The organism is Streptomyces sp. SID13031, assembly GCF_010548305.1.
In the GTDB taxonomy this organism is placed as follows: domain Bacteria; phylum Actinomycetota; class Actinomycetes; order Propionibacteriales; family Kribbellaceae; genus Kribbella.
In genome coordinates, this window is the sequence record NZ_JAAGLV010000006.1 from 105,903 (window position 1) to 129,870 (window position 23,968).

A 23,968-nucleotide genomic window follows, 5' to 3' on the forward strand; every position below is an offset into this window, starting at 1 on the left:
CATGGGGGGAACCATCATGCACAACCGAAGACTGTTCACCGCCGGAGCCGCGGCTCTGGCCATGCTGGCGGCGATGGCCGTTCAGCTCCCGGTGCAGGCTGCGCCGGATCCGACGCCGAATCCGGCCGAGCAGAGTCTGATCGACAAGGCCGCTCAGGAGGGCTCGACCCGGGTCATCGTCCAGGTCGACCAGCTCGCCGACAAACAGAGCGTGCTCGACAACATCGACCAGGGCTCGGCGGACGTGAACCAGACGTACCGCTCGATCCCGCTCCTCGCGCTGGATGCGGACGAGAAGGCACTCGAGGAACTCGCGGCCGACCCGAACGTCGTCTCGATCCAGGAGGACAAGGTCGGCTCGCCGTCGCTGGCTTCGAGCATCCCGTTCATCCACGCGGATCAGGTCCAGCAACTGGGCTTCACCGGCGCCGGCCAGACGGTCGCGATCCTCGATACCGGGATCGACCGGGACCACCCGTTCTTCACCGGCCGGATCGTCTCCGAGGCGTGCTACTCCAGCGTGAATGACGCCGCCACCGAGGTCTCGCTCTGCCCGAACGGCACAGCGAGCCAGACCGGCGCGGGCGCTGCCGACGCGGAGACGGCCCAATGCCTCAACGGTATGGCGAACATCTGCCGTCACGGCAGCCACGTCGCGGGGATCGCGGCCGGCAACGGGGCCGGCGTGACCGGTGCCCCGGGCAACGGGGTGGCGCCGGGCGCGAACATCATCGCGATCCAGGTCTACCACCGCGCCAACACCGGCTGCGACGGCAATCCACCCTGCGCGCAGTTCTACTACTCCGACTTCATCGCCGGGATGCAGCGGATCTACGACCTGCGCAACTCGTTCACGATCGCCTCGGCCAATCTGAGCGGCGGTGACGACAGCAACCACACCACTACCTGCGACGGCAGCTCGACCAAGGCATCGATCGACCTGCTGCTCTCGGTGGGCATCACGACGACGCTCTCGGCCGGCAACGAGTCGCACCCGGCGGGCGTCGGCGAACCCGCCTGCGTCTCCACCGCCGTGACGGTCGGCGCGATCGATGCCGATGGCAGTGGCAACGACGTAGACACCCCGGCGGGCTACTCCAACCGCGGCTCGCTGCTCGACCTCTTCGCGCCGGGCACCTCCATCGACTCGTCGGTACCGGACGACGCCTGGGCGAATTTCCAGGGCACCTCGATGGCCGCACCGCATGTCGCCGGCTCGATCGCCGCACTCCGGCACGCGTACCCGAACGCCACGGCGGCGACTCTTCTCACCTATCTGCGGGACACCGGCGTCGATATCACCTACGCGACCAGTCCGACGACAAACGTGACCACGCCGCGCATCGACCTGCTGGCAGCATTGCAGGAGGGCAACAACCCGCCCGCGATCAGCGCGGACCAGGGCACGGTCAACGTCAACGAAGGCTCGACGGCAACCAATGCCGGGGGTTTCAGCGACCCCGAAGGCCGGCCGGTCGGCCTCACCGCGTCGAGCGGTGTCGTGTCGGATGCTGGTGGCGGCCGCTGGTCATGGAGTCGCGGTACCAGCGACGGGCCCGCGCAGAGCGGCGACGTCACGATCACCGCGACCGACGACAAGGGCGAGACGGCGACCACGACCTTCCACGTGAACGTGGCGAACGTTGCCCCGAGCATCAGCATCGACGCGGGCCAGCTCACCACCGCGACCGAGGGCAGTACCTTCTCGGTGAAGGCCGGGTTCTCCGATCCGGGATGGGCCGACGCGTACAGCGCCCAGATCGAGTGGGGCGACGGTAGTACGAGCACTCCCCCGGCGACGGTCACCACCCAGGGACCGCCGGCGGACCAGGGTCAGATCACCGGCAGCCATGCCTATGCGGACAACGGCAGCTACACCGTCAAGGTGACCGTGACGGATGACGACGGCGGGACGAGTTCGGCCTCGTTCGCAGTACAGGTCAGCAACGTCGCGCCGGCCGTCACGATCGATCCGGCGCAGGTGAAGACGATCACCGAAGGGTCGACAATGGCCGCCAAGGCGTCGTTCAGCGATCCGGGATGGGGTGACACGTACTCGTCGGAGATCAACTGGGGCTTCGGCGCCCCGACCGCTGGGTCGATGATCCTGACCAACGACGGGCCGCCGGCGGATCAGGGCACCGTGACCGGAACGCGGGCCTACGGGGACAACGGGGCGTTCACGGTCGGTGTGAAGGTGACCGACGACGACGGCGGCAGCCAGACCGCGTCCTTCCCCTTGCAGGTCACGAACGTCGCGCCGACGGCCGTGATCGACGAGACCGGCGCGACGGTGGTCAACGGAGTACCGACCTTCATCGCGCACAGCGGGCAAGCGGTGCCGTTCAAGGCGCGGTCGACGGACCCGGGCAGTGACGACCTGGCGCTCAGCTGGAGCTGGGGTAACGGGCCGCCCGCACCGGACGTGACGACGAACTACATGGTCAACCCGCCCGGTACCGACCCGGTGACGAGTCCTGACCTCCAGCCGCGGGACGTGACCGACAGCAAGTCGCACACGTTCGGATCGGCGTGCAGCTACGACGTCGGCTTCGGGGCACGAGATGACGACGGTGGTACCAGCTCCGACGCGGCCAAGGTGGTCGTGACCGGGAACGCGCACCTGACCAGGATCGCGCCGGTGTGGTTCCTGCAGACCCGCGCCGGTCTCCGGCTCCCGCCGATCGACCTGCCGGTCAGCACAGTGAACTGCTACCTGCAGGTGGTCCAGCACATGAGCCCGCTCTTCTCCGAGGCGAAGGACGTCTCCACGATGGCCAAGGCGCACAGCGTGCTGAACCTCCAGCTGCTCAATCCGAAGGCCGAGTTCGACCGGCAGGCACTCGCTGCCTGGCTGAACTTCGCGGACGGCTCGTTCGACCTCGGGACCAGGGTGGACACCAACCTGGACCTGCGGCTGGACAGCACCTTCGGGGCAGTCATGGCCCAGGCCGAGGCCATCCGGCTCAGCCCGGCCTCGACCAACACCCAGATCCGCCAGCAGACCCTGCTCCTGGAGAAGCTGAACCTGCTCGGGATCTGATCCCCGGCGGTCGGCGGATCTCACTCAGGGTCCGTCGACCGCTACCGGCAGCAATCGAACTGCCGGTTGAACTGCCTGTCGAATTCCCCGTCAAACCGCTGAAATCAGAGAGTCCCGATCCGCTGACACAAAGTCACGGACCGACTGAGGGGATTCAGATGAGGCAAGCAGTACGCATTACCGCAGTACTAGCCGCCGGCGGGATGGCCGTCGTGGCCCTGACCACCAGCAGCAACGCCCAGCCGACGAACGACCAGAGCATCCAGGCCAGTGCGGCCCGCCCCGCCACTGCGGCCGCAGACGACCACACCGACACCGTTTACGTCACCGGCAAGGCCAAGGACGGCACTGTCAGCGTGACGATCTACGACCCCGCCAAGGGAGTGACACCGGATCAGCTCCGGGAGAAGCTCCGCCGCAGCGGCGTCACCGGAGTACTCGCCAAGGGGCAGCAGCCGCCCACCGCGCAGCCTGGCCAGAAGCAGGACAAGCTGCTCGAGTGCCTCAGCTATGGGAGTGCCCGTGAGTGGTGCGACCACCGCTGGAGCTACGGGTCCTTCCGTGACCCGCAGGTCTACTTCCTCGACCACACGTCGTCGGCCTGGCCGGTGACCAACGCTGTGAACGACTGGTACCAGGCAGTCGGCATCGACGCCTACTACCGCTGGTACACCGCGGGCTGCCCGGGCGGCACGCACTGCGTCAATGTCTACAACGGTGGCTACGGCGCCACCGGCTGGTACGGCCTCACTACCTGGTCACCGGGGACTCAAGGCCCGGTCACCGTCCAGCTGAACGACAGCTACCCGCTGAACGCCAACGAGCACCGCACCATCGCCTGCCACGAGCTCGGCCACGCCCTGTCGCTCGCCCACAACGTCTCCACCTCGAGCTGCCTGTACTCGGGCACCTACATCTCACTCCGCCCGAACGGCGACGACTACAACATCCTGCCGCGCATCTACCCGCTCTCCGGCACCTGAGCACGCAATAGCTGACACCGGGGCGGCACCCACCACGGGTGCCGCCCCGGCCCTGCGTTCCCGCGCTGCGGCCCTCCACCTCAGCGCAGCGGGCTACTCCAGCTCGCGGTCCAGCCTGCGGGCCAGTCCGTCCAGCGCGCGCTCAACCGCGGCTCGTACGGTCTGGTCCGGATCGTCCCGGAGCGCCTCGACCGCCTCGACGTGCTCGAACTCCCCCGCTGCACCCACCGCCCGTACTGCGGCAGCGCGCACCCGCGGCAGCTCGTGGTCCAGCATCGGGATCAGCGCATCGACCAGCTGGCCCAGCTCGCGTTGAGCGGTGATCCGGGCGACATGCTCACGCACTCGCCACGCTGGATCGTCGGTGACTGCCAGGAGCGCATCGACCACGTCGTCGCGCCAGATGTAGAGGAACGCTCGCGCCGCCCACACCCTGATCCAGTAGAAGTTCACCGGATCGACCGGCTGCGACCATCCGCCCGGATTCGCCGAGCCCGTGATCGCCACCAGCTTCGGCAGCTCCGGACCGTAGGCGTCCTCGCCCGAGATCTCACCGGTCAGGTACGCGACGCACCAGTCGATCACCACGTCCTCGCCGTACTTCGCGCAGGCCGCCCGGATCACGTCGCGTGGAGGCTCCCGTTCCATGCCGCCCAGTAAATCGGACCCCGCCGACAGTTTCTCAGCCCCGCGCGAGGACCTCGATCATGAACGCCTTGATCGTGCCGACGCTGGCCTTGCTGCCCGCGCCCGACACCTGCACCCCGGTCAGTACGCCGGCGTGCTGAACCACGGCGTACCAGATCGGGACTCCGCTGACCGAGGCGCCGATCGCGAAGCCCTCGTCCCCGACTCCTTCGAGCAGCTTCTTGCCACGCGCCTTCTTCGACTTCGCCTCGGCGATCATCTGCTGCGAGAACGCGTCGTACTGCGCCCCATCACCGCGGGTGATGGTGACGCTGCCGGGGCCTTCCACCGGCTTCACCGTCGTCCAGGTGCAGGTGACGTACGGGCCGCGCTTACCGGCCACCACCTTGCGGACGGGGAGTCCGAGCGTCGCGGTGATCTCCGCCGTGGTGAAGATCGAACACAGCGGCTTGGCCGTCGGCTCGGTCGTCGCGTCGATGTTCGGCAGGCTCGGATCGGGTGTCCTCGGCCCGGTCGACTTGGGTCTGAGGGTCGGTCCGGCCGTGGTCGGTCCATAGGTAGTCGGCTCCTCGGCCGCACACCCCGTGACCAGCAACGCCGTAGCTAGCAAGAGCAGTGGGTAACGCACGTTTCCCCCCGGAAATGAGGCCCGGCCCGCCCGGCCGAGCATCGACAGCTAACCAGGACTGTATTACGACGAGCAACCTCACCGATGAACAGCTCCGCACAGACCAGTACGGCGCACCCCGGGCAGCAGCCCGCAGTACGCCGTACCGGTGGTGATCAGTTCGCGATCAGGGAGCGCAGCACGTACTGCAGGATGCCGCCGTTGCGGTAGTAGTCGGCCTCGCCGGGGGTGTCGATCCGGACCACGGCCTCGAATTCCTTGACCGAGCCGTCGGTACCGGTGACCTTGACGTGCACCGTGCGCGGGACCGAGCCGTCGTTCAGCGCGGTCACGCCCGTGATGTCAAAGGTCTCCTCGCCGGTCAGGCCGAGGGACTCCGCGTTCTCACCCTCCGGGTACTGCAGCGGCAGGACGCCCATGCCGATCAGGTTCGACCGGTGGATGCGCTCGAAGGACTCGGTGATGACAGCCTTTGCGCCGAGCAGCGCCGTACCCTTCGCGGCCCAGTCGCGCGACGATCCCGAGCCGTACTCCTTGCCGGCCAGGATCACCAGCGGCGTACCGGCCGCGATGTACGACTCGGAGGCCTCGTAGATCGACGTGACGGGCGCGTCGTCCTTGGTGAAGTCGCGGGTGAAGCCGCCCTCGGTGCCGGGCGCGATCTGGTTGCGCAGCCGGATGTTGGCGAACGTGCCCCGGATCATCACCTCGTGGTTGCCGCGGCGCGAACCGTACGAGTTGTAGTCCTTGCGGTCCACGCCGTGCTCGGCCAGGTACTTGCCGGCCGGTCCGTCGGCCTTGATCGAGCCGGCCGGGGAGATGTGGTCGGTGGTGACCGAGTCGCCGAGCTTGGCGAGCACGCGCGCGCCGGCGATGTCGGTGACCGGCGACGGCTCCTTGGCCATCCCGTCGAAGTACGGGGGCTTGCGCACGTAGGTCGAGTCGGCGTCCCACTCGAACGTCTTGCCCTCGGGCGTCGGCAGCGACTGCCAGCGCTCGTCACCGGCGAAGACGTCGGCGTAGTCCTTGGTGAACATCTCCTTGTTGATCGAGGAGGCGATCACCTTCTCGACCTCGTCGGTCGCCGGCCAGATGTCCTTCAGGAAGACGTCGTTGCCGTCGGTGTCCTGACCCAGGGCGTCGGTGTCGAAGTCGAAGTCCATCGTGCCGGCCAGCGCGTAGGCGATCACCAGCGGCGGCGACGCGAGGTAGTTCATCTTCACGTCCGGGTTGATCCGGCCCTCGAAGTTGCGGTTGCCGGACAGCACCGAGACGACGGCGAGGTCGGCTTCCTGGACACCGGCCGAGACCTCCTCGGGCAGCGGGCCCGAGTTGCCGATGCAGGTGGTGCAGCCGTAGCCGACCAGGTGGAAGCCGAGCTTCTCCAGGTACGGCGTGACGCCGGCCTTGTCGTAGTAGTCGGTGACGACCTTCGAGCCCGGCGCCAGCGACGTCTTGACCCACGGCTTGCTGGTCAGGCCCTTGTCGACCGCGTTCTTCGCGAGCAGCGCGGCGGCGAGCATGACCGAGGGGTTCGAGGTGTTGGTACAGGAGGTGATGCTGGCGATCACGACGTGGCCGTGGTCGAGCTCGACCTCCTGGCCGTTGAGGCTGATCTTGGTCTTCTTGGTCGGCCGGCCCCGGTCGCCTGCGCCGTGCGGCACGAGCGGGTTGTCGTCGGTGTGGCCGTGGCCGTTCGGCGCGTCACTTGCCGGGAAGCTGCCCAGCTCCGACGGGTCGACCTCAGCCTCGTCCTCGTGCGACGCGTAGTCGGCCAGGGCGCCGCGGAAGCCTTCCTTGGCCTCGCTCAGCGCGACCCGGTCCTGCGGCCGCTTCGGCCCGGCGATCGACGGCACGACCGTCGACAGGTCGAGCTCGAGGTACTCCGAGAAGCGCGGCTCGATGTCTGCGTTGTGCCACAGGCCCTGCTCCTTGGCGTAGGCCTCGACGAGGGCGACCTCGTCGTCGCCGCGGCCGGTCAGGCGCAGGTACTCCAGGGTCACGTCATCGATCGGGAAGATCGCGCAGGTAGAGCCGAACTCCGGGCTCATGTTGCCGATCGTGGCGCGGTTGGCCAGCGGTACGACCGAGACGCCCTCGCCGTAGAACTCGACGAACTTGCCGACCACCCCGTGCTTGCGCAGCATCTGGGTGATGGTCAGCACGACGTCCGTCGCGGTGGCGCCGGCCGGCACCGCACCGGTCAGCTTGAAGCCGACGACCTTCGGGATCAGCATGCTCACCGGCTGGCCGAGCATCGCGGCCTCGGCCTCGATCCCGCCGACGCCCCAGCCGAGCACGCCCAGGCCGTTGACCATGGTGGTGTGGCTGTCGGTGCCGACGCAGGTGTCCGGGTACGCCTGGCCGTTGCGGACCATCACGGTCCGGGCCAGGTGCTCGATGTTCACCTGGTGCACGATGCCGGTGCCCGGCGGTACGACCTTGAACTCGTCGAACGCGGACTGACCCCAGCGCAGGAACTGGTACCGCTCCTTGTTGCGCCCGTACTCCAGCTCGACGTTGCGCTCGAAGGCGTCCTGGCGACCGAAGACGTCGATGATGACGGAGTGGTCGATGACGAGTTCGGCCGGCGCCAAGGGGTTGATCTTGGTCGGGTCGCCACCGAGCTCGGCGACGGCCTCCCGCATGGTGGCCAGGTCGACGACACAGGGCACACCCGTGAAGTCCTGCATGATCACCCGCGCGGGGGTGAACTGGATCTCGGTGTCGGGCGCCGCGTTCGCATCCCAGTTGCCGAGCTTGCTGATGTGCTCGGCGGTGATGTTCGCGCCGTCCTCGGTGCGCAGCAGGTTCTCGAGCAGCACCTTGAGCGAGTACGGCAGCGTCTCAGCGCCCTCGATACCCGCCAACCTGAAGATCTCGTACGACGTTCCGTTGACCTCGAGTGCGCCCTTGGCACCGAAGCTGTCGACGCTGGCCATCAACCTGCTCCTCTATCCGGTCCTGTATCCGCTGAACCCATCCTGCCGAGCCCCCGGCCCGGCCCGGAGGTCAGGCTCCCCTAACCTCCACACCCACAAACTCTCTCGACATCAAGATACACGACATCGAGCCACTTCCGCTCGCCCGAACCGCCCTCATCTCAGCGCAGCGGCCGCGATCCGAGCCCCGAGGCCTTCCAGTTCGTCCAGTACGTCGGACGCTCCCCACACCTGATTGCGGACCCGGCGGGTGAGCGGACGGATCACGCCGGCCTCGTGCAATCGCTCGACGGCCGAGTAGACGCTGCTGACCGGCCCTCCGATCGCCTGCGCCGCATCGTCGGCAGAAAAGATCGGATCGGCAGCGAGCCCGTCCAGCAGTCGCGCCGCAGCGCTGCCTCGGCGCGCACCGACGGCCTGCCGCCAGTCCTCGGGCATCTTCACGATCCTCCGAGCGGTCACCTGCGACTCCTTCGCAGCGACAGTCGCGGCGGTCGAGAAGGCCAGCACGAGCGGCTCGACCTGGCCCGCACGATAGGCAGTCAGGAGGCCGAAGTAGGCGTCGCGTCGCGCCACGAGTGCCGACGCGAGCGGCACCACGACCTGCCGGGTCGCCCCGCGGCGCCGAAGTACGGCGTTGATCAGCGCCCGCCCGATCCGGCCGTTGCCGTCCGTGAACGGGTGGATTGACTCGAACTGTGCGTGCACGATGGCCGCCTGAGCTAGTACCGGCAGGTCGGTCCGATTGGCGAACGCCACCAGATCTTCCAGGTGGTCGGCGACCGTCTCAGCCGCCGGCGGTACGAACTGGGCGATACGGGGCGAGTAGTCGCTGCCGCCGATCCAGTTCTGCATGTCCCGGAAACGGCCCGCGTAAGCACGCTCGTACTGGTCGTCGGCCATCAGCGCCTGATGCGCGAGCAGCAGGTGCTCGATCTCGATGTCCGCCCCACCCTCGACGGAGTTGATCATCGCCACCAGCGCCTCCGCGGCGGCGACCATCGACGTCGCGGACGCGTTCGACCGAATCCCGTGCAGCGCCCGGGCGAAGTCCTCGACGGATGCCTCGATCCGCTCGATCTTCGACGAGGCAACCGACTCTGTCCGCAACAGGAGCGTCTCCAGCGCCTTGAGGTCGGCGCCGTGCGAATGGTCGAGCGCGACGATCTCGCGAACGCAGGCTTCCGCCGCCGCCCCAACGGCAGGCGTCAACTGAACCTCGAGGCCGGCGATCAGCGGTGGCCGCATGGTGACCACCTCGGTCAGCGTCCGATCCTCGATCGTTCCGCCGCGGTACGACTGCCGCCAGGGCCGGACCTCCGGCACATGCGCAGGCCACGCCGGTCCTGCCTGCTCCGTTGCCATCTCACCACCCGCTAAGTCGGAATAACACCGGAGTTATTCCGACTTAGCGAGTGTAACTCGGAATAGCGTCGCTAGTTTTAGTCAGGACATCTGAGGTAGGACGTCGGAGGCGATCAGGTCAAGGTGGGCCAGGTCCGTGAGGTCCATGATTTGCACGTAGACGCGTTGGGTGCCGATCTCGGCGAAGCGGGCGAGGTGGTCGACGACCTGGTCCGGCGTACCGCCGACGCCGTGTTCCTTCAGCTCTTCCAGGGTCCAGCCGGCCGCTTCGGCGCGGCGCTTCACCTCGGCGTCGTCCTTGCCGACTACCACTCGGTGAGCCGCAGACAGTGCGAGTGTCTTGGGATCGCGACCAGCGGTGGTGCATGCTTCCTGAACCCTGGCGAACAGCGCGGCAGTGTCCTCAACCGTCTTGAAGCCGGCATTGAACTCGGCGGCGTACTTCGCGGTGAGAGCGGGCGTGCGCTTCTTGCCGGCGCCGCCGATGATGATCGGCGGGTGCGGCTGCTGCACGGGCTTGGGCAGTGCGGGCGAGTCCTTCAGCTGGTAGTGCTCGCCGTCGAAGTTGTACTTCTCCCCCACCGGCGTGTCCCACAGGCCGGTGATCAGTTCGAGTTGCTCGGCCAGCAGGTCGAAGCGGCCGGGCGTGTCCGGGAAGTCCAGCCCGTACGCCGCGTGCTCCTCCGCGAACCAGCCCGCACCGAGCCCGAGCTCCGCGCGGCCGCCGCTCATCTGGTCGACCTGGGCGACCGTGATCGCCAGTACGCCGGGGTGGCGGAAGGTCACCGGGCTGACCAGCGTGCCGAGCTTGATCCGGCTGGTCTCGCGCGCCAGGCCGGCCAGCGTGATCCACGCATCGGTCGGGCCGGGCAGACCGTCGCGGCTGCCCATCGCGAGGTAGTGGTCGGAGCGGAAGTACGCGTCGAAACCGCACTCCTCCGCCTTGCGCGCGACGGCCAGCTGATCGTCGTACGAGGCGCCTTGCTGGGGTTCGGTGAAGATCCTGAGCAACATGCGGGTCACGCTATCTCGCGCTGATGTAGAGCTTCTCCAGGTAGGACGGTTGCCAGTCGGGACCGCGCCCGTTCAGCCGCCGGACCAGCCCGTTGACGTCCAGCCGCGACTCGATCGGGTTGTCCCACCAGTCGGGCACGCTGTCGTACCAGCGGTCGATCCGCAGCGTCCGGCCGGCCGCGTCGAGCCGCGCGAAGAGCCAGCCGCCTTGCTCGCCTTGCGACTCCGCGATCCAGAGGTCGCCGAGGAGTTCACTGAGTCGCTCGGACCCGTACTGCGGGTCGTCGACCTCGGGCGGCTCCAGATCGAACCGGTAGCTGGGCGCCGCCGGGTCGAGCACCTGCACCTGGATGGTGAAGCCGGACGGTACGACTTTGGTGCGGGCACGGCACCAGTCGCGAACAGCCTTGAACGCGTCCGACTCCTTGGGTCGGGGGCGGGGGCGCTCGACCTCGGCGCGCATAGCCTCCTCGATCGAACCAGGAGGCGTCTCGACGCGCGGGCTGTCGACAACCCCGAGACCGGGGATGGCCACCGACCCGCCACCCTCGTCCGGCACCACCAATTTCTCCGGCCGCTCAGCAACCGAAGCCTCAACCTGACCTTCAGCCTCTACCGGGCGAGCCTCCGCCGGCGGTTCTTCGGCGGATACTCCGGCTCGTACTTCGCGCTGCGCTTCAGCTTCCCGCAACGCCTCAGCCTGTACTCCGCCCACTGCTCCAGCGAGCTGCTGGGACCGAGCGTCGGGGAGTTCCTCAGGTTGCGCGTCCGCGGGCTCTTGGTGCTGCGCGTCCGCGGGTTCTTGGTGTTGCGCTTCGGCTGGCTCTTGGTGTTGCGCGTCGGCGGGTAGTTGGTGCTCGGCTCCGGCTGGTGCTTCGCCTGCTACTTCGGCGGATGCTCCCGGAGCCTGATCGCCTTCCTTGGACTCGCCGTCCTGGGATTGGGCGTCAGCCTGCTCGGTGTCCTGAACCGGAGCGAACTGAGCAGTGACGTCGACAGCTGCCGGTTCCCGCGGCTCGCCTAGCTGGTCGGCCGTCCAGTCGGCGCCACCGAGGATCTCGTCGTGGAACTCCTCGTCGGCCATCCGGTAGTCGAGATCACCAAGCGGTTCGAGACTGCTGAACCCGTTCGGCGGAATGTCCCGGGCCGGTGGAGCGAACGGCGTGCTGCCGCTGGCGTAGTACTCGTCCTCGAGATCCTGCTCAGTAATCGCGGCAATCTCGGCCGTCGGAGCCTCATCCTCAACCTGAGCCTGATGCCCAACAACCACCGGCTCACCGCCAGCATCAGGCGATGCCTCAGCAGCCGCTTGCTCGCCAAGCACATCCCCGCCCGGCAGCCCGAGCACCTGATCCTCGGCTGGTACTCCGACGAGCTGGTCCTCGACCGGTAATCCGCCGAGTTGCTCTCCAGCCTGCGATCCGCCGATCCGCTCAGCCGCGTGCCCTAGCACCCGCGCGTCGGTCAGCGGCTCCTCGCGTTCCTCGAACTCGGCCAGATCGAGGACATGTTCTTCCGTCGGCGGCTCTTCGACGGACTGCCCAGGCCCGCCGCCCCCGCGAACTCCACCTACAGCGGGCGACTCCCCAGCGGACAGCGCGTACTCATCGACGCCAAGAACCCGCTCCTCGATCGGCGGCTCCCCGGCGGGCTGCCCGTACTGGTTGCCGCCAAGAACCCGCTCCTCGGTGGGCGGTTCCTCGGCGGGCTGTCCCAGCCGGTTGAGCCCGAGAACGTGCTCTTCCGTAGGCGGCTCTTCGGTGGGCAGCTCGCTGACGTCGAGGATGCGTTCCTCGGTCGGTGGCTCCTCGGGCTGGGCTGCGGTCAGATCTTCTGCGGGCTGGGATTGGGCAGGGACGGACTTGGCGGGGCCAGCTGCGTTCTGGGCTGCGAGGTAGGCGGCTACGTCTTCAATCCACACGCCGTTGATCCAGGCGCCGCCGATCCACTCCCGCTGCGCCGGAGCGGCCGGAGGCTCTGGAGCCGCCTCCGGCTCCGCCTCCACGACCGCCTCGTACTCCGCGATCGCTTCAGACCTTCGATCGGACTCAATGGACCATGCGCCCGCTTCAACAGACCCCCGACCCGCCTCGAAGGACCCTGGGGTTGACTCAGCAGACTCTCGGCCTGCCTCGAAGGACTCTGGGGTTGACTCGGCAGACTCTCGGTCTGGCTCGAAACCGGCTGCCGTGCCGTCGAAAGTGTCCTGGTCCGCCGCGGCGTTCTCAGCGGTTGGGGCGAGGGGCTGCTGGCGCGCTCCGAGGGCATCCATCGGTGTGCCGAGGGCGTCCTGGCGAGACCCGGTCTCGAAGTTTCCCGCGGCCGAGCCGGACGGCTCCTGGCGAGCTTCGAAGGGGTCCGCGGGGGTGCCGAGGGCATTCCGATTCAGCTCTGCGTTTTCGGCGGTTGTGTCCGACGCGTGAGGCTGGCCCTGGATGCCTTCTGGAGGTTGTCCGAGGGCGTCCTGCCGCACCTCGGCGTTCTCCGTGGTTGGGGCAAACGGCTGTCGGCGCGCCTCGGCTTCAGCGATTCTTTCGGTTGCGGTCGAAGGCTCCGGGCGTGTCCCGAGGGGTTCCACGCTCGTGCCGCCGACATTCCGGTGTACGTCCACGTCGTCCGCCGGACTGCCGAAAGTGTCCCGGAGGAAATCCGCCCCTCCGGCGGGGGCGCTGAAGTTGTCCCGACGCGTCTCCGCGGCATCCCCAGGACCGCCGAGGGTCTCCCGGTGGACCTCCGCGCCTTGCCCGGTACCAGCGAGGCTGTCCGGGCGCGCCTGCGCGTCTTGCTCGGGTGCATCGAAGGCTTCTCGGCGGGCCTCTGCGTCTTGGTCAGGGCCGCTGGAGGTCGGCTGCCTCGCATCGGTGTCTGTCGTCGATGTGTAGAAGTGGTTTTGGGGGGCGATCTCGTCGCTGGGGATCGGGGGGATGACGCCCGTGTCGTCGGAGGCGGAGACGGCCGGGGCCGGGTCGGCTGCGGCTGGGGTGTCCGTTACTGCGATGAACTCGCTTGTTGCGTCGTCGGCAGACCAGGAGTCTGGCGCGGCGGGGGTGTCTCGGATGACATCCGGTACGTAGGTCGCGGCCGCCGGGGCGTCTGCGAACAGGCTCGCGTAGAAATCCTCGCCGTCGTCCACCGGGCCGCCGACGCGCGGCGGTTCGGAGGACGGCATCGGACGCTCGACGGATGGAGCAGAGGCGTCGGCCTGGTCCCGCGAGACGTACGGCGCCACAGTGGCCGGCTCGGTGTACGGCACCGGAGCGGAGCGCCCGTCCGTCGGCTGCTGCCCGTACGACGCTCCCGCGGGGCGGTCGGCGCCTGGCTGGTCGGTGTAGGGCGGTGTGGTGGCGCGGCCGACTGTGGAGTAGTCGGCGTAGGGCGGTGCGATGGCGCGGCCGTCTGTGGGGTAGTCGGCGTAGGGCGGTCGGCGGTCGGGCGTCGATGACGGGGTGTAGGGCGCGGCTTTGGACCAGTTGGTGGTGGGCTGCGGGGCTTCTGCGGGGGCAGAACCGACTGGAGAGGGTGGGGTGGGGTCGTCGTGTTTGCGGCGGCGGAAGAGGCGGGGCTTCTTGGCGACGACGCCATAGGCGTCGTGCTGGTCTCCGGCGTCTTCCGGCTGGTACGGCGGGTCCGCGTCGGGCTCCGGCCTGTACGGAGGCTCTGGTGCGTACGGCCGTGGCTCGGGGGCGAAGGGTGAGTCGGGGCGGAACGGGGGTTCGGGAGTCAGCGGTGGTTCGGGAGTGAACGGCCGTTCGGGGGCCGGCGGAGGCTCGGGGGTGAAGGGTGGTTCGGAGGTGTAGGGCTCGGAGCCGCCGATGATCAGGTTGGCGTCGTCGCCGATCGGCTGGCCGGTGAACGGGCTGATGCCCGGCGGGACGATGAAGGACTCTTCGTCGTCTGCTTCATCGACTGGCAGTTCCGCAGCGGCTGCCGGCGCCACCGGTACAACCAGCGCAGGGCCAGCTGGCGCAGCGGGTGCCGGAGCAGGCGGTGCGGGGCGTGCAGAAGGCACGGGGGCTGCGGCAGGTGCGGGTGTGCGAGTGGGTGCGGACGCGCGGGTGGTCGGCGTGGATTGGCTTGGGGCGGTGCCGTTGAATTGGGATGCGGCGGACAGGGCAGCTCGTAGGTCCGGTTGTTGTGGGGATTGCGGTCCGATCCCCAGCCGGTCGAAGAGCTCCAGCAGCGACTCCTGCGTGAGGCCGGTGCTCGCCGCCGTACGGATCAACCGGACGCCAACCGGCAGCAGCTCATCGAGCCCGCCGAGATAGTCGGCCCACTCCGCCGCCCACTCGATCATTTCCCGGGCGGCCTCCTCGTCGGAGGTGATCCACTCGCCGATCGGGAGGAAGCCGTCGTCCAGCGGCTGCCACGGGTCGCCCGGGTACGACGCGCGCGCCCACGTCCCGTTGAAGCTGCCGTAGACGAACCCCAGCTCCCCCGCCGCGATCCGCCGCTTGACCTCCGGCTGGCCGATCCACTCCGGCGCCCCGGCGAGCAGCTCCGCCTCGGCCGTCTGGGTGTGCTGCGTGTGGAATCCGAACAGCACCGCCCGCCCGCCCTCGAGCCGCTGCATCCGCAGGTCGCTGCCGGTCTCGTCCTGGTGGTACCAGCCGTTCTCGTCGGCGTACCAGCGCCGGTCGTAGCCGGTGGCATGGGCGACCGCGGCGAGGGCGCTCCAGCGGGCGCGCAACTCCTCCGGGTCGTCCAGGTCGACGAGCGGCATCGGGTCTCCTGCTCAGTGCCAATCCAGGGCCAGTCCAATCCAGGCCAGAACGGTACCCGACACCGCCCATCCCAGCTAGGCCACTCCGGCGCCCAGCTCGGGTCGCGGTTCGAGCACAGCCACGCACTCTATGTGATGCGTCATCCCGAACAAATCGAACGCCCGCAACGAGCTCACCCCGTACCCGAGTCCGCCGAACGTCTTGAGGTCCCGCGCCAGCGCCGCCGGGTCGCACGCGACGTAGGCGATTTTGCGAGGCGAGAGCGCCGCGATCCGCCGTACGACGTCCTGCCCCGCCCCCGTCCGTGGCGGGTCGAGCACGACCAGGTCGACCGACTCCAACCCCTGCCCGGCCGCGTTGTTGAGCACCTTGGCCACGTCCCCGGCCTCGAGCGTCACCTCTGGCAGGTCGTGCAGGTTCCGCCGGGCGTTCTTCACGGCGTCTTTGCTGCCCTCCACAGCCAGTACTGCGCACCCAGCTTGGGCCAGGAACGCAGCAAACAGCCCCACTCCGGAGTAGAGGTCCAGCGCCGTCTCACCGTCGCGTGGCTCCAACCCGGCCAGTACTGCGTCCACCAGCGTCTCGGGAGCGTCCGGGTGCGCCTGCCAGAACCCATTGGCCTCCACCCGGAAGCGTCGGTTCCGCACGACCTCCACTACTCGACCACCGGAGTTGTCATCGGTCAGTACGGCCGACTTGCCCTCCGACGACACCACTGCCTTCACCGACGAGGCCTCTGGCCACTGCTCGTGCAGTACGTCCGGAGTACCCGGGTGTGCGATCAGGCACTTGTCGATCTGGACCAGGTCGTGCGTACGGTGCGCGTACATGCCTGGCCGGCCGTCGACGACGGCGTACCGCATCCGGGTGCGCCAGCCGAGGCCATCGTCGCCGGGTGACTCCACCACGATGTTCCGCTCGATGCCGCCGATCCGCCGCAGCGTGTCGGATACCACCGTCGCCTTCAGCCGCCGCTGCTCGACGATGTTGGCGTGCTGGAAGTCGCAGCCGCCGCACCGGCCGGGCCCGGCGAACGGGCAGGGCGGCTCGATCCGCTGCGGGGAAGGCGTCAGCACCTGCACTGCGTCCGCACGGAGGTACTTCGTCGTCTGCTCGGTCACGCGGGCATGCACCAGCTCACCTGGTAGCGCGTGCCGCACGAAGACCACCTGGCCCTCGTAGCGCGCGACACAGTGCCCGCCGTGAGCTACCGGCCCTACCTCCAGCTCCAGTAGCGTCCCGACGATCTGCTCTGCCGTCACCGGTCTCCTGAACTCTTGCGCGCACCGCGCCGTACTTGGCCGGCCACACGCTCCTCGCGGTCCTGCCGCTCCTCAGCTGCCTGGGACGAGATCAGCTGGTACGGAACGGACGTGACCATCACACCAGGCGTGAACAAGAGCCGGCCCTTGAGCCGCAGCGCGCTCTGGTTGTGCAGGATGTGCTCCCACCAGTGCCCGACGACGTACTCAGGGATGTAGACCATGACCACGTCCCGCGGCGATTGCCGCCGGATATCACGAACGTACTGCACGATGGGTCGAGTGATCTCCCGGTACGGCGACGCGAGCCGCTTGAGCGGTACCGGAATGTCCCGCGCCTCCCACTCGGCCTGCAGCGCCTCCGACTCCTCCCTGTCGACGTCGACCGTGACAGCTTCGAGGACGGACGGCCGGGCCGCCTTGGCGAAGGCCAGTGCCCGCAGGGTCGGCTTGTGGAGCTTGGAGACGAGCACGATCGAGTGCACCCGGGCCGGCAGCATCAGCTGGTCGTCGGGGTCCACCGCCATCTCCCGGCCGACAGTGTCGTAGTGCCGGCGGATGCCCTTCATCATCACGAACAGCACCGCCATCGCGATGATCGCGATGTAAGCACCGTGGGTGAATTTGGTGACCAGCACGATGACCAGCACGATGCCGGTCATCGTCAGGCCGATCGCGTTGATCACCCGCGACCGCATCATCTGCCGACGCTTGCCGCCGTCGGTCTCGCTCTTCAGGTGCCGCGTCCAGTGCCGGATCATGCCGAACTGGCTGAGCGTGAAGGAGACGAACACCCCGACGATGTAGAGCTGGATCAGCTTGGTGACCTCGGCGTCGAAGGCGATGATCAGGCCGACCGCGCACAACGCCAGCACGATGATGCCGTTGCTGTAGGCGAGCCGGTCGCCGCGGGTGTGCAGCTGCTTGGGCAGGAAGCCGTCCTTGGCCAGGATCGAGGCGAGCACCGGGAAACCGTTGAACGCCGTGTTCGCCGCCAGCACCAGGATCAGCATGGTCGCGCCGATCACCAGGTAGAAGCCGGGCGGGAAGTTGGAGAAGACCGAGTCGCCGATCTGGGCGATCACCGTCTTCTGGCTGTAGCTGTCCCCGACCGGCTGACCGTCGCGCAACAACTGGGTCGCGGGATCCTCGGCGTACCGGAGCCTGATCTTGTCCGCCAGGAAGAGAATGCTCATCAGCATCGTCACGGCGATGGTGCCGAGCAGCAGCAAGGTGGTCGCGGCGTTCTTGCTCTTCGGCTTACGGAACGCCGGGACGCCGTTGCTGATCGCCTCGACACCGGTCAGCGCCGCACAGCCGGAGGAGAACGCCCGCGCCAGCAGGAAGGCCGCCGCGAACCCGGTGAACGCCTCGTGTCCGGGCTCCGGCTTCACCTCCATGCCGGCGCTGTCGGCCAGCGGCAGGCTGCCGACGCCGAGCCGGATGATGCCCCAGATCGCCATCCCGATGATGGCCGCCATGAAGATGTAGGTCGGGATCGCGAACAGCGCGCCGGACTCGCGCACGCCGCGCAGGTTCAATGCCGTCAGGATCAGTACCAGCGCCACCGCGAGCGGGACTTCGTGCCCCTCCAGGAACGGCAGCGCGGACTTCGCGTTCTGCACTCCGGAGGAGATCGACACCGCGACGGTCAGCACGTAGTCGACCATCAGCGCGCTGGCCACCGTCAGTCCGGCGGTCGGGCCGATGTTCACGGTGGCGACCTCGTAGTCACCGCCGCCGGACGGGTATGCGTGCACGTTCTGCCGGTACGACGCGACCACGATCAGCATCACGAAGGCGACCAGCAGGCCGATCTTCCAGGAGAACGAGTAGGCCGCCAGACCGGCCAGCGAGAGGGTCAGGAAGATCTCGTCCGGCGCGTAGGCCACCGATGACAGAGCGTCACTGGCGAACACGGGGAGCGCGATCTTCTTCGGGAGCAGCGTCTCGCCGAGCTGCGTACTGCGCAGCTTGCGTCCGATGAGGATGCGTTTGCCGATGTCGCCTAGAGCGGGAGTCACACCGGTGATGTTAGAGGCAGCACCGGTCCGGTGTAGCGTCTATCCCTGCCGAGACCGATGCCAGCGGCCCCAGTGGGGCAAGGAGTGATCACGGAGTGCACGTCGTCATCATGGGCTGCGGCCGCGTCGGGTCGACGCTCGCCCGGACGCTGGAGAAACGCGGCCACACAGTCGCGATCATCGACCAGTCTGCCGACTCTTTCCGCCGGCTGAGCCCCAACTTCTCCGGTCGTACCGTGACCGGGATGGGCTTCGACCGCGATGTGCTGACCGAGGCCGGGATCGAGGAGGCCGAGGCGTTCGCGGCGGTCTCCAACGGCGACAACTCCAACATCCTGGCCGCGCGCGTCGCCCGGGAGAACTTCGGTGTCGGCAACGTCGTCGCCCGGATCTACGACCCGGGCCGGGCCGAGGTCTACCAGCGGCTCGGCATCCCCACCGTCGGCACGGTGAAGTGGACCGTCGATCAGATGATCAGGCGGTTGCTGCCGAGCGGTTCGGAGCCCGAGTGGCGCGATCCGTCCGGTACCGTCCGGCTGGCCGAGGTACACGTGAACTCCGGCTGGGTCGGCCGGCTCGCGATGGACATCGAGAAGGCCACCGGCGCGAAGGTCGCATTCCTGACCCGGCTCGGCGAGGGCGTGATGCCCAAACCGGACACGGTGATTCAGGAGGGTGACCTGGTGCATGTCGTCATGCTGGAGCGCGATGCCGCCGCGATCGAGTCCCAACTAGGCACCAAGCCCGAGGAGCTGTGATGCGGGTAGCCATCGCCGGCGCGGGCAACGTCGGGCGATCGATCGCCGCTGAACTGCTGGAGAACGGCCACGAGGTCCTGCTGATCGACAAGGACCCACGGGCGATCAAGGCCGAATCCGTACCGCGCGCCGAGTGGCTGCTGGCGGACGCCTGCGAGCTGTCCTCCCTGGAGGAGGCGGCTCTGCAGCGCTGCCAGGTCGCGATCGCGAGCACCGGCGACGACAAGACCAACCTGGTCGTGTCGCTGCTGGCGAAGACGGAGTTCGGCGTGCCGCGGACCGTTGCCCGGGTCAACCACCCGCGCAACGAGTGGATGTTCAACGAGGCCTGGGGCGTGGACGTCTCGGTCTCGACCCCGCGCATCATGTCGGCACTCGTCGAGGAAGCGGTCTCGGTCGGTGACCTGGTCCGCCTGTTCACCTTCCGCCAGGGCAACGCCAACCTGGTCGAGCTGACCCTGCCCGAGGACTCCCCCATGATCGGCCTCCGCGTCGGCGACATCGACTGGCCGGTCGACACCGCCCTCGTCACGATCATCCGGGAAGGCCGCGTCCTGCGTCCGGATCCGGAAGGCACCCTCGAACTGAACGACGAACTCCTCTTCGTCGCAGCGGACGAGACCGAGGAACAACTCGAGAACATGCTCTCCCCGCACCACCGCAGGTAACCCAGACGGTCGGCTCGGGCCACTGAACCTTCAGCGCCAAGAAGTGAAGCTGCCGGGCGGAGCTGCTACTCCGCCCGGCAGCGGCCTGTCTACTTGAGCCCGAAGGCCCTGGTGATGGTTTGGTCGATCGCGGCGCCCTGGCCGTCCTCCGCGTGCGTGCGGAGGCTGACGAAGGCGGCGTTGCGCGGTCCGTCGAGGCGGGTGGTCCAACCCTCGGCGGTACTACGAAGTGCTGCCCGCTGCCACGTCTTGCCATCGTCGTACGAGATGTCGAGCGAAGGCGTGCGCAGCCCGGCCGCCGTGGAGCTGACCGACCACTTGGGCGAGATGGTCAGGTCGTCATGCCGGCCGGCGCGTCCAGTCGTGTCAACGTTGATCGCATAGTCAACCTGGATCAATGACACCGGCGACGCGTCAACAGTGGACGCGGAGTTGAAGCTCCACTCGGTCCGCGTCGCGGTCGAGTACGGGCTCGGGTACTCGCCCCGAGTGTTGTCGACGACGAGCCGGTACGGGCGGGCTTCCGCCTTGAGTCCCGACACGCTGAGCTGGTCGCGATCGGCCTCGGCGACCAGCGTCGAGCCCTGGTACAGGCTCAGCTTCTGGGTGAGGTCGAAGTTGCCGAACGCTGTGCCGATGTGGTTTCCGCCGCCGTCGCTCCAGCCGGGCGCGACCATTGCGAGCCCGTCGTTCAGCCGCACCGGCGAGAGCGCCATGCTCAGCCGCGGCCGCTGGATCGGGCCGAACCACCGCACATCGGTCCGACTCCCGGCCTGGTACGTCGTCCACTCCGGCTCGGCTTGTTGCGTCTCGCGCAGGATCTCGGCCTTCGCCTGATAGGGCACGCCGGCCATCACGTAGTCCGCGCGCTCGGCCACGAGCGGCATCCCGGTCGTGTTCATCGCCGACTCCCAGTCGACGTTCCAGACGTCGAAGCGGTTCTCGATCCCCGTGCCCTGCCGGAAGTTCCGGTAGGAGACGTTGAGCCGCGCGAGGTCACCCGTCCGCGCCCGGTACGACGGGTCGGCCGGCAGGTGATCCCAGAACTGCGACAAGTCGTAGGTGTACTCCAGCGTCGGGTTCGAGTTGACCGTGAGGCTGCCTCGACCGTGCTCCACCTGGGTGATCAGCGCCTCGCCCTCGTCATGCGTGAGGGTCGCGATCGTGATCGGCGCCGGCTTCGTCCAGTAGATCGAGTCGACCCAAGGCGCCAGCTTGCCCACGCCGTCGTTGACCACGACGAGGAGTTTCGCGCCCGCCGCCGCGGCGGCATCGGCCTGCTCCTCCAGCGTTCCGTCGTTCCGTACGACGACCGCCTTGCCCCGCTGGTCCTTCGCGTCGGCGAGTACAGCCTCGAGCTGGTGCTTACCCTTCGACAGCGGCGTGGCACCCCGGCGTACCAGGAGGTCTTCGTAGGTCTGGGTCGACGAGCTGATCGTCAACGCAGGCTGCTCCAACCGCCACCGGGCGCCGGTCGTGAACGTCCCGCTGGTCGCCTTGCCCGTGGGCAGCTCCCAAACGCTGTCGTAGCTGGCATCCGGCCAGCGCGACGACCCCACCGAGAAGACGTCTCGCCCGAAGTCCCGATAGTTGTTCACCCTTACTTCGCCGAGCGTGGTCGCCTGCGGAGACGCCACCTTGAGCTGCCGCGCCTTGCGGGCGTCGTACGTCACCGTGCGGTCCTTGTCGAGGTGGATGTCGAGCAGGGTCAGTACTGCGAGCCCGCGCGACGACGGGCCGTTGACGCCCTCCACATCGGTGGTCAGCCAGGTGGTGTAGTCGCCAGGCGGCAGGCGGAGTGAAGTACCGCCCTCCTCGACGATGAACTGTCCATAGCTGGTACCGCCGATCAGGATCGCGTCGCCACTGAGCGGGCGGCCGCTGCGGTCCTTGGCGTTCAAGGTGAGCTCGTAGCGCTCGCCTTCACGGCCGATGCCGATCATAGTGCTGAGCTGGGCGCCGTCGGCCTTCTTCGCGATCAACTGGCCGGACAGTTGCCGGTCGACCGGCGCGACGTCCACCTTCGCCGTCAGGGTGACGGTAGCGGTCCCGTGCGCAGGCACTGTGACCGTCGGGGTCGAGAGCGTGAATAGACCAGCCGGCGCGTCCGCGACCTGCGTGGTCAGGTTGAGCACGACGGGCGCGTCACCGGTGTTGGTGTAGGTCACGTCGTGATCCACAACCTTGCCGGGGGCAACCGGCCAGTCGTAGTGGCCGGAGTATGCGCTCGACGTGGCGAAGACGGTCGCCTTGCTCGTCGCGGCAATGTCCAGCCGCCCATTGCCACCCTGGTAAGGGTTGTAGGCGGGCGTCGGCTTCGCGGTGCTGACGATCGCGCTCTTGAGCTGCTGCCCAGTCCAGTCCGGGTGCTGCGCGGCGAGCAGCGCGACCGCTCCGGCGACGTGTGGTGTCGCCATCGAGGTACCGCTCATCAGCTGGTACGAACCGCTGCCTCCCGCCGCGTACTGCGAACGGGCGGCGAGGATGTCGACGCCGGGCGCGGTGATGTCCGGCTTGAGCCCGCCGTCGGCGACCCGCGGGCCCCAGCTCGAGAAGTCGGCGAGCTTGTCGGCACCGTCGACCGCGCCGACGGTCAGTGCCGCCTCAGCGATCCCCGGCGCGGTGGCGGTGTAGTAACCCGGGCCATAGTTGCCCGCGGCAACAGTGAAGAGGGCGCCGGTCTCGGCGGAGAGCTCGTTGAGCGACTGGCTGATCGGATCGGTACCGTCGGTCGGCCCGCCACCGAGGCTCATGCTGACGACCTTGGCGTGCTGGTCGCGAGCGGCCCACTCCATCCCGGCGATGATCCAGGACTCCTGGCCACTCCCCTCGTTGTCGAGCACCTTGCCGACGTGCAGCCGGGCGCCCGGCGCGACGCCCCGTTCCTTGCCGTCCGAGGCGTCCCCGGTACCGGCGATGGTCGACGCGACGTGGGTGCCGTGGCCTTGCCGGTCGGTCACGTCGAGGCCGGGCACGAAGCTGGTCGAGGCGGCCACCCGGTCGTCGAGGTCGGGGTGCTCGAGATCGATGCCGGTGTCCAGTACCGCGACATCGACGCCTTCGCCGGTGTTGCCGCCACGCCAGACTTCAGGCGCGCCGATCTGCGCAGTACTGTCTGCCAGGTCGGCCTTGAACTTGCCGTCCAGCCAGACCTTCTTGATGCCGGCCGCGAATGCTGCCTTCGATCGTGCCGTGCTGCCCGCGGTCAGCGAGCGCCAGAAGTCAGCGGGCCGGTCGGCGGTCAGCGCGGCGCCCTGGATGCTGCTGAGCGTGCTCTGCTTGCGGGCACCGGCCGGGACAGCCTGCGTGCGCGCCTTCGCCGCGGCATCGGTGTAGGTCACGATCAGCGGAAGCCCGCCGTCGTCGTACCCGTCGGCCAGCAGTCTGGTGACGTTGAACAGATCCTCGTCGAGCAACTTCGCCGCGAGGAAGCGGGCGGCGGATCGGGGGTAGACATAAGTGTCCTTCCCGTTGACCCGCACGTCATGGTCGACGAGCCGGCCATCCGGCGCGGTGACGAGATAGTTCTTCTTCCCGTCGGCCCCGGTGGTCACCTTGACCAGGTCCCCAGTGACCAAGGTGACGGACTTCGCAGCCTGCCCGGCCACCGGTACGACGTACGCGGCGGCTGGAGTGGTGGGTGGTGACGCGGCGGCGATGCCACCGGTCAGGGAGGTGGCAGCGGCCAGCACCGCTACCGAAAGGACCGGCAGTCTTCGACCGCGGCCAGGGCGTGGAGTCACAGATGCCTCACAGAGGGTCTACGAACAAGTCGCCAGATCGTAGGCCCGCGAATCCACCCGGGTTAACCGATTCAGTTGGCCACAACCCGCCGTGTCACGTTTGCGACACCCCGGAAAGTAAGTGCGGCGGCCAGTGCCGCGAAAGGACCCTCACCAGATCGCTCCCGGT

At 68.2% G+C, this 23,968-nt stretch carries 13 protein-coding genes; 4 read left to right on the forward strand and 9 right to left on the reverse strand.

Annotated features, from left to right (window positions below; genetic code table 11):
• Window positions 1-16: 16 nt before the first annotated feature.
• Both G3I17_RS14295 and G3I17_RS41630 read left to right on the forward strand, forming a co-directional pair.
• Window positions 17-3,043 (forward strand): S8 family serine peptidase, encoded by a 3,027-nt coding sequence (locus G3I17_RS14295; protein WP_164596504.1) that lies wholly within the window; start codon window positions 17-19, stop codon window positions 3,041-3,043.
• Window positions 3,044-3,201: 158 nt separating this feature from the next.
• Complete coding sequence (locus G3I17_RS41630; protein ID WP_164596505.1) at window positions 3,202-4,026, forward strand: hypothetical protein; 825 nt, start codon at window positions 3,202-3,204, stop codon at window positions 4,024-4,026.
• A gap of 93 nt (window positions 4,027-4,119) precedes the next feature.
• Here G3I17_RS41630 and G3I17_RS14305 read toward each other — a convergent pair whose 3' ends face one another.
• The 8 genes from G3I17_RS14305 to G3I17_RS14340 form a co-directional block, all read right to left on the reverse strand.
• Window positions 4,120-4,674 carry a HEAT repeat domain-containing protein gene (locus G3I17_RS14305; RefSeq protein ID WP_203590187.1) on the reverse strand — a complete coding sequence of 185 codons (555 nt, stop codon included), beginning with the start codon at window positions 4,672-4,674 and terminating at the stop codon, window positions 4,120-4,122.
• Between the two features lie 34 nt (window positions 4,675-4,708).
• A complete protein-coding gene (locus G3I17_RS14310; RefSeq protein ID WP_164596506.1) occupies window positions 4,709-5,302 on the reverse strand; it encodes a DUF3558 domain-containing protein in 594 nt (197 codons plus the stop codon).
• Between the two features lie 155 nt (window positions 5,303-5,457).
• A complete protein-coding gene (gene acnA / locus G3I17_RS14315; protein ID WP_164596507.1) occupies window positions 5,458-8,244 on the reverse strand; it encodes an aconitate hydratase AcnA in 2,787 nt (928 codons plus the stop codon).
• Window positions 8,245-8,400: 156 nt separating this feature from the next.
• Window positions 8,401-9,609 carry a Fic family protein gene (locus G3I17_RS14320; protein WP_203590188.1) on the reverse strand — a complete coding sequence of 403 codons (1,209 nt, stop codon included), beginning with the start codon at window positions 9,607-9,609 and terminating at the stop codon, window positions 8,401-8,403.
• An 81-nt stretch (window positions 9,610-9,690) separates the two neighbouring features.
• The gene (locus tag G3I17_RS14325; RefSeq protein ID WP_164596508.1) at window positions 9,691-10,623 is read right to left on the reverse strand and encodes an LLM class F420-dependent oxidoreductase; all 933 of its coding nucleotides are present in this window, start codon (window positions 10,621-10,623) and stop codon (window positions 9,691-9,693) included.
• Between the two features lie 10 nt (window positions 10,624-10,633).
• On the reverse strand, window positions 10,634-15,343 hold the full coding sequence (locus G3I17_RS14330; protein ID WP_164596509.1) for a hypothetical protein: 4,710 nt from the start codon (window positions 15,341-15,343) through the stop codon (window positions 10,634-10,636).
• Between the two features lie 75 nt (window positions 15,344-15,418).
• The gene (locus tag G3I17_RS14335; RefSeq protein WP_164596510.1) at window positions 15,419-16,606 is read right to left on the reverse strand and encodes a TRAM domain-containing protein; all 1,188 of its coding nucleotides are present in this window, start codon (window positions 16,604-16,606) and stop codon (window positions 15,419-15,421) included.
• The gene (locus G3I17_RS14340) at window positions 16,603-18,630 is read right to left on the reverse strand and encodes an APC family permease (RefSeq protein ID WP_164596511.1); all 2,028 of its coding nucleotides are present in this window, start codon (window positions 18,628-18,630) and stop codon (window positions 16,603-16,605) included. Before G3I17_RS14340 ends, G3I17_RS14335 begins: the two co-directional genes overlap by 4 nt.
• Window positions 18,631-18,725: 95 nt before the next feature.
• Between G3I17_RS14340 and G3I17_RS14345 the strand changes: the two genes are divergently transcribed.
• Entirely contained in the window at window positions 18,726-19,388 is a 663-nt protein-coding gene (locus tag G3I17_RS14345; protein ID WP_164596512.1) for a TrkA family potassium uptake protein, read from the forward strand.
• The gene (locus G3I17_RS14350) at window positions 19,388-20,056 is read left to right on the forward strand and encodes a TrkA family potassium uptake protein (RefSeq protein ID WP_164596513.1); all 669 of its coding nucleotides are present in this window, start codon (window positions 19,388-19,390) and stop codon (window positions 20,054-20,056) included. The genes G3I17_RS14345 and G3I17_RS14350 overlap by 1 nt, the downstream gene beginning before the upstream one ends.
• 89 nt (window positions 20,057-20,145) lie before the next feature.
• Here the strand turns inward: G3I17_RS14350 and G3I17_RS14355 are convergent, their stop codons facing one another.
• Window positions 20,146-23,748: a S8 family serine peptidase gene (locus G3I17_RS14355; RefSeq protein WP_343238302.1), complete on the reverse strand. Its 3,603-nt coding sequence runs from the start codon at window positions 23,746-23,748 to the stop codon at window positions 20,146-20,148.
• Window positions 23,749-23,968 lie beyond the last annotated feature (220 nt).

What these genes read in the sequence shown, in the direction of transcription:
- G3I17_RS14325 (WP_164596508.1), bottom strand. Translation starts at nt 10,623, where the DNA reads ATGTTGCTCAGGATCTTCACCGAACCCCAGCAAGGCGCCTCGTACGAC.
- G3I17_RS14295 (WP_164596504.1), top strand. Translation starts at nt 17, where the DNA reads ATGCACAACCGAAGACTGTTCACCGCCGGAGCCGCGGCTCTGGCCATG.
- acnA (WP_164596507.1), bottom strand. Translation starts at nt 8,244, where the DNA reads ATGGCCAGCGTCGACAGCTTCGGTGCCAAGGGCGCACTCGAGGTCAAC.
- G3I17_RS14350 (WP_164596513.1), top strand. Translation starts at nt 19,388, where the DNA reads ATGCGGGTAGCCATCGCCGGCGCGGGCAACGTCGGGCGATCGATCGCC.
- G3I17_RS41630 (WP_164596505.1), top strand. Translation starts at nt 3,202, where the DNA reads ATGAGGCAAGCAGTACGCATTACCGCAGTACTAGCCGCCGGCGGGATG.
- G3I17_RS14330 (WP_164596509.1), bottom strand. Translation starts at nt 15,343, where the DNA reads ATGCCGCTCGTCGACCTGGACGACCCGGAGGAGTTGCGCGCCCGCTGG.
- G3I17_RS14320 (WP_203590188.1), bottom strand. Translation starts at nt 9,609, where the DNA reads ATGGCAACGGAGCAGGCAGGACCGGCGTGGCCTGCGCATGTGCCGGAG.
- G3I17_RS14305 (WP_203590187.1), bottom strand. Translation starts at nt 4,674, where the DNA reads ATGGAACGGGAGCCTCCACGCGACGTGATCCGGGCGGCCTGCGCGAAG.